The sequence below is a fragment of the Brachybacterium timonense genome, assembly GCF_900258505.1.
Taxonomy (GTDB): domain Bacteria; phylum Actinomycetota; class Actinomycetes; order Actinomycetales; family Dermabacteraceae; genus Brachybacterium; species Brachybacterium timonense.
The window spans coordinates 1,608,122-1,620,134 of record NZ_LT984895.1; the positions used below are offsets into that span (position 1 = coordinate 1,608,122).

Below are 12,013 nucleotides of genomic sequence, written 5' to 3' on the forward strand. Positions count from 1 at the left end.
CGCCGGGCCATCATATGCATATTGGACGTATCGCTCGGGGGTCGTCACGCTGTGCACATGACACGAAGACCAGGCAGGCACCGATCGCGGACCGGGACGTCGGAGACGAGTGCGCGACCCACCCATCCCCGTCGGCCCTCTCGCCGCGCCGTCCTCGGGTCGGGGGCGCTGCTCGCCGCGGCAGGGGCAGGTACCGGTATCTCCTGGTATCGGCACAAAAAGGGCGACGCGAGCTCCGAGACGGCGTCCCTCCTCACAGCGCTGCGCGCGGGCGACCTGGACGGGGCGCCGCTGGATGCGTCGGAGCGGCATTCGGCCGCCGAGCGCTTCGCCGCCACTGTGGGTGCCCTGAGGGAGACGCTCGGCGAGCCTACGATCGAGCTGACTCGGCAGGAAGGCGGGGCGGATCAGCTCTCGCTGCATCTTGCGTGGAGCTGGGGTCTCGGCCGGGGGCAAGCCCCCTGGACCTACACGACCGTGGTGACGTTGGCCCGCGGCGATGAGGGCTGGGTGACCACCCTGCCGATCGAGGCACTTGTGCCGGGAGCGAAGGAGGGTGATCGCCTGGAGGTCCGCACCGTCCAGCCGGCCATGGGCAGGATCCTTGATGCCAGAGGCCTGCAGGTCTACGGGCCCACCGCGGTGATCGACGTGGGGATCGACAAAGGGTCCCTACAGCACGGCGACGTCGGCGACTCGGCGGTCGATCTCGCACGAGTCCTGGGGATCGATCCCGACGCCTTTCGGGCACGAGTGGAGGCAAGCGGGCCGAAGGCGTTCGTCACAGCACTTCGAATCCGGGAGGAGAGTGCCGGCGACTACAACCTCGATGCTGCCGATGACGTGCCCGGCTGCCTCCAGCAGGACGCCGTCGCGGCTTTGGCAGTCGAGAAGGGCTTCGCCCCCGGGGTGCTCGGTTCGCTCAGGGAGGCCACGGCCGAGGATATCGAGGATAGTGACGGGCAGCTCGCCGCTGGGGACCTCGTCGGCAGTGGGGGCATCTGCGCGGCGTTCGGGACGACCCTGCTCGGCACGCCCGGGCGAACGATAACCAGGGTGCCCGCGCGAGGCTCGTCCTCCGAGGAACTGCACCGACTCCCTGTCGTTGACGGCGAGGATGTCCTGATCACCCTCGACTCCGGACTCCAGCGAATGGCGACATCCGTCCTCGCAGACGCTGAGGCGCCCTCGTCGATCTGCGTCGTTCGCCCCTCGGACGGAGGTCTTCTGGCCGCCGCGCTCGGACCCACCGGACAGGAGTACCCGATCGGCCTCGTGGGCCAGTACGCACCGGGGTCGACATTCAAGACGATTACCGCGCTGTCGATGCTGCGCCTGGGAGACACGCCGGACACCGTCGTAGAGTGTCCCGCGAAGGCGACCATTGAAGGTCGTTCGTTCAAGAACGCGGATCGGATGGATCCCGCTCATTTCGGGCCGATGCCGTTGAAAGATGCGATCGCGCACTCGTGTAACACCGCCTTGCTCCTGGAGCACGACCGTGTCAGCCAGGAGCTGCTCGCAGACTCAGCTGCCTCGCTGGGGATCGGTCTAAAGGCGGGTGTGGGTCTGGACTGCTTCATGGGCTCCGTGGACCCTGCCGACACGGGCACCGAACATGTCGCAGCCATGATGGGCCAGGGCCGCGTGCTCGCCTCCCCTCTCGTGATGGCGGACGTGATGGCTTCGGTGATGGCCGGCCGCACGGTCACGCCGCAGATCCTCATCAACCCCACCGAGCCTGCGGACGAGCCGGGGAGCCCCCTTACCCGAGAGGAAGCGGAGTGTCTGCGCGGCATGCTTCGCGGCGTCGTGACTTACGGCGGACTCAGCTCTCTCTTCGGCGACTACCCGGGCGCTCCCGTCCATGCGAAGACCGGGACAGCGCAATGGGTGGACGGCGGAGAGATCCGGCTTCACTCCTGGGTGATCGTCGGACAGGGCGACCTGGCATTTTCCGTCTTCGTCGAGACGGGAGACTATGGATCACGCACTGCCGCACCCCTGGCGAAGCGGTTCCTTGATGCTGTTCACAGCGAGTGAGCGCATGTCTCGCTGGATGCCGCACCCTGCCGTGGTCGGTGCGACGATGCTCGGTCTTGCACCTGTCGTCCTCGTGGTCACAGGAATCCACGCTTCAGCGCTCGGCCAGGACCCCGCTTGGGCATTCGACTGCAACGACACGACCTGCGTGGATCTGTGGCGCGAACCGCGAATGCACTATCGCATGATCGCTCTTGCCTGTTGTGGCGCAGTTCTGTCGGGTTGGATTGTCACGGGTCTTGATCTCAGCACGACGCAGACGGTTAGGGAGCGTCGCCACAGGTCCCGGCCGCGGGCACTCTCACTCTCCACGTGCCTTGTACTTCTGGGCGCGCCCATCTGCTCGGCCGTAGCCGGCAGCGTGCTCGCCGCGGCCTCGATCCCCATCGGCCTCGCCGGGGGAGTGGTGCCCGCACTTGCGGCAGGAATCATGGCGTGGAACTCACTTCGCGTCGAAGGGCACGCAAGCCGTGCCGCGTGGTACCTCGCGGGCGGTGAGCTTCTCCTGGGACTGATCGTGACGGTTTCGGTCGCAGCCATGACCTTTCCACTCCTCTTTATCGCGGCGGCCGTCGCTGGGTCGGTCCCGGGTGGAGTGGCGGTTGCCGGGGTTCATCTCGTCCTGTGCCGACAGGGCCCGGACGAGGCTGCAGGCATCGGCCCCTTTTGCGAAGACTCCTCTCCGCGTCCCTCTCGCTCTCGCATGGCCGACGTGATCTGCATGCTCGTACTCCTTGGGCTCTCCGTCTGGGCGGCGTGGCCTGTGCCCGCCCCTCCGGCGGACGCGTGGATGTATGGTGCTGCGATACCCGGGTAATGCTGCGGAACGCGACTCGGCAGTCCGCGGGCGTCTCCTCTGCGCGTTCACCTTGCCTCCTCACACCACACGAGTTTCCGACGATCCTCGACCATCATCTGGCCGACATCGCCGGCCGTCGTGGGTCGGAGGTGCAGTACAGGTGCAGGGGTTGCGAGGCGGGCATCGAGCTTTCCGGCCGTCGGACTGTTCCAAATGACCTGTGTGCTCTCGCTGACGTGACGGGGCTCGCGTCGTCCCAGTCCTCGGCGGACGCGACTCCGGCCAGCCGGGAGGACTAGACTCGATCCCGATCGTGCTCCTCGGCACGATCGTCCGAACCCTTTAACGACACGTCCTGTGAGGCGTGGAAGGGAGAGATATGACCACCGGCCCCGCCACGCGGACGCAGGTGCTCGGCGAGGACGAGATCCGCCGTGCCCTCACCCGCATCGCCCATGAGATCCTCGAGAGTGGACACGGCGCCGACCAGCTCGTGCTGCTCGGCATCCCACACCGCGGTGTGCCCCTCGCACACCGGCTCGGCGAACTGATCCGCGCCGCCGAGACCCGCGACGGCGCCCCCGCTCCGACGCTCGATGAGCTCGTCGGTTCCCTGGACATCACGATGCACCGCGACGACCTGCGCTCGCGTCCTACCCGCGCCCCCGGCCCCACCCGGATCCCACGCGGCGGCATCGACGGGAAGATTGTCGTCCTGGTCGACGACGTGCTCTACTCCGGTCGCACCATCCGCGCCGCCCTCGATGCCCTCGCTGCCGTCGGCCGACCCGCTGCCGTGCGTCTTGCCGTGCTCGTTGACCGCGGCCATCGCGAACTGCCGATCCGCGCCGACCACGTCGGCAAGAATCTGCCGACCTCCCGTAGCGAACGAGTGAGCGTCACCCTGCGCGAGACCGACGGCGCAGACGCCGTCGTCATCCACCGTCCCGCGGCGCCCACCACACGCGAGGAGCAGCAGGCATGAAGCACCTCATCAGCATCGAAGACCTGCGTCGCGAGGACGCCATCGCCCTGCTCGCCACCGCTGAGCACATGGCCGAAACCCAAGAGCGCTCCATCCGCAAACTTCCGGCGCTGCTCGGCTCCACCGTGGTGAACCTCTTCTTCGAAGACTCCACCCGCACCCGGATCAGTTTCGAGGCCGCCGCCAAGCGGCTCTCCGCAGACGTCATCAACTTCTCCGCAAAAGGCTCCAGCGTCTCCAAGGGCGAATCCCTCAAGGACACCGCCCTCACCCTCCAGGCCATGGGCGCTGATCTCGTGGTAGTCCGCTCCTCCTCCAGCGGCGCCGCCCATCGCCTCGCGCATGCCGGCTGGATCGATCAACCGATCGTCAACGCCGGCGACGGTGCCCACCAGCACCCCACCCAGGCACTGCTCGACGCCTTCACCCTGCGTCGGCACCTGCGGCCCGGGAACGTCCACGGCGACCTCGCCGGCGCCCACATCGTCATCGTCGGCGACATCCTCCACTCCCGTGTCGCCCGCTCCAACGTGCAGCTGCTGACGCTGCTCGGAGCCGACGTCACTCTCGTCGCCCCACCCGCACTCATGCCCGTCGGCGCGAGCGGCTGGCCCTGCCGGATCCTCGATGACCTCGACGAGGCCCTCGCGCTGAAGCCCGACGCCATCATGATGCTGCGCGTCCAGCGTGAACGCATGATCGGCGGTGGATTCTTCCCCACCGAAGGGGAGTACGTGCGCCGCTACGGCCTCACCGATATCCGCGCCGACCGCCTGCCCGAGCACGCGATCGTCCTGCACCCCGGCCCCATCAACCGCGGCCTCGAGATCGCCGGCTCCGTCGCCGATTCGCCGCGCAGCGTCATCACCGAACAGGTCGCCGCCGGGGTCGTCGTGCGCATGTCCGTCCTCTACCACCTCCTCGCCGGAGACCAAACCCAGGAGCAGACCCGATGAGCACCACCGACGACCTGCTGATCCGCGGCGCACATATATACGGCGAGAATCCCGTTGACCTGCTCGTGCGCGAGGGACACATCGCCGCTGTGAGCGCCGAGCGCCTGGGCGACGAGGAGATCGGGAAAGCCGAGATCATTCAGGCCGACGGGTGCGTGCTCCTGCCGGGCCTGGTCGACCTCCACACCCACCTGCGCGAGCCCGGCGGTGAAGAGGCGGAGACCATCGAGACCGGCACCCGTGCTGCAGCCCGCGGCGGCTTCACCGCCGTGCATGCCATGGCGAACACCACCCCGGTGGCTGACACCGCCGGCGTCGTCGAGCAAGTGCATGCCGCCGGTGCTGACGCCGGGTGGTGCGATGTGCGACCCGTCGGCGCCGTGACCGTGGGTCTGGGCGGCGAGCGCCTGGCCGAGCTGGACGCGATGGCGCGTTCACGTGCCCGTGTGCGCGTGTTCAGCGATGACGGCAAGTGCGTGCACGACCCTGTGCTCATGCGTCGCGCCCTCGAATACGTGAAAGTATTCGACGGGGTCGTTGCCCAGCATGCGCAGGACCCGCGCCTGACCGAAGGCGCTCAGATGCACGAAGGCAGCGTTTCTGCAGATCTTGGACTGAGCGGCTGGCCGGCCGTCGCCGAAGAATCGGTCATCGCCCGCGACGTGCTGCTGGCCCACCACGTCGGCTCCCGTCTACACGTGTGCCATCTGTCCACCGCTGGCAGCGTGGACATCATCCGCTGGGCCAAGCAGCGAGGCATCGACGTGACCGCTGAAGTCACCCCCCACCATCTGCTGCTCACCGACGAGCTGGTGCGCGGCTACGACGCCCGCTTCAAGGTGAACCCGCCGCTGCGCACCGCCGCGGACGTGGAAGCCGTGCGCGAAGGCCTCGCCGACGGCACCATCGACATCGTCGCCACCGACCACGCACCGCATCCGCGTGATGCGAAGGACTGCGAATGGGATCGCGCCGCCATGGGCATGACCGGGCTGGAGACTGCCCTCAGCATTGTGCAATCCACCATGGTCGACACCGGCCGCCTGAACTGGCGCGACGTTGCCCGCGTGCTGTCCGAGACCCCTGCCCGCATCGGTCGGGACACCGACCACGGGCGTCCCCTCGCCGCGGGCGAACCGGCGAACCTCCTGCTGTGGGACCCCACTTCCAACAGCACCGTGGACCCTGCCACGCACGCCTCCCATAGCCGCAACTCGCCCTTCGCCGGCCGTGAGCTGCCCGGCGCGAACCGCCTCACGGTGCTGCGCGGCCGCGTAACCGTGCGCGACGGGCAGCTGGTGGCGCACTGACATGGACCGCGTTATCCCTGTTCTCGTACTCATCGCACTGTTCCTGGGCGTGCTCGCCCTGATGCGGCTCGGCTGGCGGCGTCGCGCCGCCGCTCAGAGCCACCTGCCCGCCCCCGCACGGGATGAGGACCTCACCGCCCTGGACGGTGGCATCGACGTCGGCCCGTTCGACGCCGTGTACGTCAGCACAGTGCTCGCCGATCAGCCCCTCGAACGCGTCGTCGCCCACGGTCTCGGGGCCCGCGCCCGCGCCCGGCTCAGCCGAGGCACTCATGGCTCGTGGCGGATCCAGCGTGACGGCGCTGCGTCCTTCACCATCCCCGGCGATCAGGTGCTCGACCTCGCCAGCGCCTCCGGCATGGCGGGCAAAGCTGTGGGCGGCGCCGGACTGTTCGTCATCCGCTGGCACCACGGCCCCGACGCTACCCGTCTTGATACCGGCTTCCGCATGGCCCGCCGCGCCGACCACGACCTCCTGCTGACCCGGAAGGATCCCGCATGACGCACTCATCGCTCCTGCCCGACCCCGCTGTGCTCGTCCTCGAGGACGGCACCATCGTGCGCGGCAGCGCCTACGGTGCCCGCGGCGCCCGCCTGGGTGAAGTCGTCTTCGCCACCGGGATGACCGGATACCAGGAGACCCTCACCGACCCCTCCTACGCCGGACAGATCGTCGTGCAGACCGCCCCGCACATCGGCAACACCGGCGCCAACGCCGCCGACATGGAGTCCGCCCGCATTTGGGTTCGTGGCTACGCGGTGCGGGAAGCCAGCCGCATCGCCTCTTCCCACCGCAGTGAGCAGACCCTCGACGAGCTGCTTGAGACCCACGACGTCGTGGGCATCAGCGACATTGACACCCGCATGATCACCCGTATCCTGCGCGAGTACGGCTCGATGCGCGGGGGAGTGTTCTCCGGAAAAGCTCTCGAGGCCACCGACGCTGAACTGCTGACGCAGGTGCGTGAGGCACCCGCTATGAGCGGCGCCAGCTTCCTCGACGAGGTCACCATCGCTCAGCCCGTCGTCATCGAACCTGACGGAGAGCCGATCGGGAGCGTTGCCGCGCTCGACCTGGGCATCAAGGGAGCCACGCCCCGTCAGCTCGTACAGCGTGGACTGCGGGTGCACCTGCTGCCCGCCTCCACCACGCTTGAAGAACTACTGGCGCTGCACCCTGACGCCGTCTTCTACTCCAATGGGCCGGGCGACCCGGCCACCGCCGACCATCAGGTGGCGGTGCTGCGCGGCGTGCTCGATGCGGGGCTGCCCTTCTTCGGGATCTGCTTCGGTAATCAGCTGCTCGGCCGCGCGCTCGGCTTTGGCACCTACAAGCTGCGTTTCGGCCACCGCGGTGTGAATCAACCGGTGATGGACCGTGAGACCGGCGCGGTGCAGATCACCGCCCAGAATCACGGCTTTGCTGTGGACGTCCCCCTGGACGGCGAGCATGTGGCACCCCACGCCGATGGCCGCTATGGACGCGTCGTCGTCTCCCACGTGGGGCTGAACGATGATGTGGTCGAAGGGATCCGCTGCCTGGACATCCCGGCGTTCTCTGTCCAGTTCCACCCGGAAGCGGCGTCGGGCCCCCACGATGCCACTGACCTGTTCGACCGGTTCGTTGACATGATCGGCGCGCAGCGCGTTGCCGAGCAGAAGGAGTCCTGATGCCCTGCCGCACCGACCTCTCATCCGTTCTGGTCATCGGCTCCGGCCCCATCGTCATCGGGCAAGCCGCCGAGTTCGACTACTCCGGCACGCAGGCCTGCCGCGTGCTGCGCGAGGAGGGCCTGCGCGTCATCCTCGTCAACTCCAACCCGGCCACGATCATGACTGACCCTGAGGTCGCCGACGTCACCTACATCGAGCCGATCGACCCGGACGTGATCCGTTCGATCATCGCCAAGGAGCGTCCCGACGCGATCCTGCCCACCCTCGGCGGGCAGACCGCGCTGAACGCCGCGATCGCCCTCCACGAGGCGGGCACGCTCGAGGAGTTCGGTGTCGAGATCATCGGCGCCAGCATCGACGCGATCCAGAAGGCAGAGGACCGGCAGCGCTTCAAGGAGGTCGTCGACGCCGTCGGTGGCGAATCCGCTCGCTCCCGCATATGCCACAGCATGGATGAATGCCTTGATGCCGCCGAGGAACTGGGCTACCCGATGGTGGTGCGCCCGAGCTTCACCATGGGCGGCCTGGGCTCCGGCATGGCCTACGACGAAGCCGACCTGCGCCGCATCGCCGGTGCCGGCCTGCACTACTCGCCCACCACGGAGGTGCTCCTCGAGGAGTCGATCCTGGGCTGGAAGGAGTTCGAGCTCGAGCTGATGCGCGACGGCAACGACAACTGCGTCGTGATCTGCTCCATCGAGAACGTCGATCCTGTCGGCGTCCACACCGGTGATTCCGTGACGGTCGCTCCCGCCATGACCCTCACTGACACGGAGCTGCAGCACCTGCGGGACCTCGGTATCGGCGTCATCCGCGAGGTGGGCGTTGATACCGGCGGATGCAACGTCCAGTTCGCTGTGCACCCCACCACCGGGCGGGTCGTCGTCATCGAAATGAACCCGCGTGTCTCTCGCTCCTCCGCGCTCGCCTCGAAAGCCACCGGCTTCCCGATCGCGAAGATCGCGGCGCGCGTTGCGATCGGCTACACGCTCGACGAGATCCGCAACGACATCACCGGCACAACCCCGGCGAGCTTCGAGCCCGCCCTCGACTACGTGGTGGTGAAGGTTCCCCGCTTCGCCTTCGAGAAGTTCCCCGCGGCTGACGCCACGCTCACCACCACCATGAAGTCCGTGGGCGAGGCGATGGCCATCGGCCGCTCCTTCACCGAAGCGCTCGGCAAGGCGCAGCGCTCCGTGGATGTGCCCGGTTCGCAGCCTCGCTACGACACACCGATCGCGGATGCGGTCGAGGTTGCCGGGCTGATCGAGTCCACCCGCGTGCCCACAGCGGAGCGGCTGGTCACCATCTCTCGTGTGCTGCGCGCCGCCGTCAGTGGCGTGGTGGATCTCGACGACACGGTTGACGCCCTGGTGGAGGCGACCTCCATGGACCGCTGGTTCCTGGACCAGCTCGTGCACGTTGAGCGGATCGCACACGCGATCAGTGAGGCAGACGTGCTCGATGTGCCGCTGCTTCGGCTCGCCAAGCGTAACGGGCTCTCCGATGATCAGATCGGCCAACTGCACGGCGTGCACGGCGACGTGATCAAAGGGGTGCGCGAAGCGCTCGGTCTGAACCCTGTCTACAAGACCGTCGACACCTGCGCAGGGGAGTTCGCCTCCCGTACCCCGTACCACTACTCCAGCTACGACCAGGAGACCGAGGTCCAGCCTCGTGAACGGCCCGCGGTCCTCATCCTGGGGTCCGGCCCCAACCGGATCGGGCAGGGCATTGAGTTCGACTACTCGTGCGTGCACGCCGCCATCGCGCTTGGCGTCGACGGGCCATTGGAGGAGCCGTACGAGACCGTGATGATCAACTGCAACCCGGAGACCGTTTCCACGGATTACGACGTTGCTGACCGCCTCTACTTCGAACCGCTCACCTTCGAGGACGTGGTTGAGGTGTACGAGGCGGAAAAAGCCGCCGGGCCCGTGGCCGGCGTGATCGTCCAGCTCGGCGGCCAGACTCCGCTGAAGCTCGCGCGTCGCCTCGAGCAGGCAGGACTGCCGATCATCGGCACGTCGCCCGCCGCGATCGATGCCGCAGAGGATCGCGGCCACTTCGGCTCCGTTCTCGCCGACGCCGACCTGCCCGCTCCGCCCTACGGCACGGCGTGGGCGCTTGCGGATGCGATCGAGACCGCTCGCGAGGTGGGGTACCCGGTGCTCGTGCGCCCCAGCTATGTGCTGGGCGGACGCGGCATGGAGATCGTCTACGACGAGGCCGGGCTGGTCGACTACGTCGCCCGTAACCTGCCCGAAGGCGGCCGCGCCGAGGCACCGATCCTGATCGACCGCTTCCTGGACACCGCCACCGAAATCGACGTCGACGCCCTGTACGACGGGGAGGACCTGTACGTCGGCGGCATCATGGAGCACATCGAGGAGGCCGGCGTTCATTCCGGTGACTCCGCGTGCACGCTGCCGCCGATCGCGCTTGGTGACGCGGTGCTCGAGCAGATCGTCGCCTCCACGCGGTTGCTGGCGGACGGCGTCGGCGTACGGGGCTTGATCAACGTCCAGTACGCGCTGGCCCACGACGTGCTGTACGTACTGGAGGCGAATCCTCGGGCCTCCCGCACCGTCCCGTTCGTGGCGAAGGCCACGGGCGTCCCGCTCGCGCAGGCTGCTTCCCTTGTCATGGCTGGGCAGAGCATTGCGCAACTGCGCCGCAACGGCATTCTCCCGCCGGCAGGGGACTGCACCGATCTTCCCGACGGTGCCCCGATCGCGGTGAAGGAAGCTGTGTTGCCGTTCAAACGGTTCCGCACCGCCCAGGGCCGCGCCGTCGACTCCCTGCTCGGACCCGAGATGCGGTCGACCGGAGAGGTGATGGGGCTGGACTCCACCTTCCCGCTGGCCTTCGCCAAGTCGCAGCTCGCCATCAGCGGAGGGGGCCTGCCCACAGCCGGTTCCCTCTTCGTCTCGGTGGCAGACCGCGATAAGCGGGCCGTCGTGCTGCCTGTGGCCCGCCTGGCTGCGCTCGGATTCGAGATCCTCACCACGAGCGGAACCGGCCGGGTACTGCGCCGCTCCGGCATCCCGTGTCGGGTGCTGCGCAAGAAGTCGCAGGCAGGCGACGGCCCCACTGTGATCGACCTGATCGAGTCCGGAGATGTCTCCATCGTGCTGAACACGCCGTCGGGGTCCCGTGCGCGCGCCGATGGGTATGCGATCCGCGCCGCCGCCACATCCATGGACATCCCGATGATCACGACGCTGCAGGAATTCCAGGCCGCGGTTCAAGCCATCGAGGCGCTACCGGAGGAGCCGCTCGCGGTGCGCAGTCTGCAGGAGCACGCCGCGGATATGCGCTCTGCCCGAGCAGCGATCACGCAGGCCTGTGGTCAGGGCGGTGCTGCATGAGCACAACAGCGCAATCAGCGATCCCAACGCGCTCTTTCGGTGCGCTTGTGCAGGAATCCGTGGCCGCACAGGGACGGATCGTCGCCGGCATCGATCCGCATCCACCCCTGCTGGATGTCTGGGGCCTGCCGGATACCCCTCATGGCCTGCGCATCTTCGCCCGCACCATGCTCGAAGCAGCCACGGGTCGGTGCGCCGCGATCAAGCCGCAGTCCGCCTTTTTCGAGCGACACGGGTCGCGAGGAACGGCCGTGTTGGAGGAGCTGCTGGCCGACGCTCGCGAACGCGGCGTACTCACGATCCTCGACGTCAAACGGGGAGACATCGGCTCAACAATGGCCGCCTACGCCGATGCGCACCTGCGTCCGGGCGCACCACTGGAGGCCGACGCGATCACCCTGAGCCCCTTCCTTGGCACAGGGTCGCTAGAGCCGGCGCTCGACCTCGCGCTCGAACACGGCAAAGGGGCGTTCCTGCTGGCCCTCACCTCCAATCCCGACGGGCCGCAGGTCCAACACGCCCGCACCACGGGCGACACGCCGATAGCGCGCGTGATCGCACAGTTCGCTGAGGCTCACGGTCACAGCGCTGACGCCACCTGGGGGAGTGTCGGACTGGTGGTGGGTGCCACGGTCGGATCCGCCTTCCGGGAATTGGGTCTGGACCACGTGGCGCCGACGGTGCCTCTGCTCGCCCCTGGATTCGGTGCACAGGGCGCGGGACCTGCACAGATGTCCGAAGTCTTCGGGTCTGCGTCGGCTCGCGTGCTGGTCAGCATCTCCCGGTCTCTGGCCGCGGCCGGGCCTGATCCCGAGGCCCTCAGCGAGCGCCTGATCGAGCTGCGAGCACAGCACCCCTGAGCCCCCTGACGGCAG

The 12,013-nt window shown here is 68.0% G+C and carries 8 protein-coding genes; all 8 read left to right on the top strand.

Annotated elements, in window-relative coordinates; all coding sequences use genetic code 11:
* Positions 1-57 precede the first annotated feature (57 nt).
* Positions 58-2,043 (top strand): penicillin-binding transpeptidase domain-containing protein, encoded by a 1,986-nt coding sequence (locus tag C8271_RS07115; protein WP_106506721.1) that lies wholly within the window; start codon positions 58-60, stop codon positions 2,041-2,043.
* A 1,178-nt stretch (positions 2,044-3,221) separates the two neighbouring features.
* Positions 3,222-3,827, top strand: a complete 606-nt coding sequence (gene pyrR, locus C8271_RS07130; RefSeq protein WP_106506724.1) for a bifunctional pyr operon transcriptional regulator/uracil phosphoribosyltransferase PyrR — start codon at positions 3,222-3,224, stop codon at positions 3,825-3,827.
* Positions 3,824-4,783, top strand: a complete 960-nt coding sequence (locus C8271_RS07135) for an aspartate carbamoyltransferase catalytic subunit (RefSeq protein WP_106506725.1) — start codon at positions 3,824-3,826, stop codon at positions 4,781-4,783. The genes pyrR and C8271_RS07135 overlap by 4 nt, the downstream gene beginning before the upstream one ends.
* Positions 4,780-6,093, top strand: coding sequence for a dihydroorotase (locus C8271_RS07140; RefSeq protein WP_106506726.1), 1,314 nt, complete (start codon positions 4,780-4,782; stop codon positions 6,091-6,093). Before C8271_RS07135 ends, C8271_RS07140 begins: the two co-directional genes overlap by 4 nt.
* Position 6,094: 1 nt before the next feature.
* Complete coding sequence (locus tag C8271_RS07145) at positions 6,095-6,595, top strand: PH-like domain-containing protein (protein ID WP_106506727.1); 501 nt, start codon at positions 6,095-6,097, stop codon at positions 6,593-6,595.
* Positions 6,592-7,764 (top strand): glutamine-hydrolyzing carbamoyl-phosphate synthase small subunit, encoded by a 1,173-nt coding sequence (gene carA, locus C8271_RS07150; RefSeq protein ID WP_106506728.1) that lies wholly within the window; start codon positions 6,592-6,594, stop codon positions 7,762-7,764. Before C8271_RS07145 ends, carA begins: the two co-directional genes overlap by 4 nt.
* Positions 7,764-11,138, top strand: a complete 3,375-nt coding sequence (carB, locus tag C8271_RS07155; RefSeq protein WP_106506729.1) for a carbamoyl-phosphate synthase large subunit — start codon at positions 7,764-7,766, stop codon at positions 11,136-11,138. The genes carA and carB overlap by 1 nt, the downstream gene beginning before the upstream one ends.
* Positions 11,135-11,998, top strand: coding sequence for an orotidine-5'-phosphate decarboxylase (gene pyrF, locus C8271_RS07160; protein ID WP_106506730.1), 864 nt, complete (start codon positions 11,135-11,137; stop codon positions 11,996-11,998). The genes carB and pyrF overlap by 4 nt, the downstream gene beginning before the upstream one ends.
* Positions 11,999-12,013: the final 15 nt, after the last annotated feature.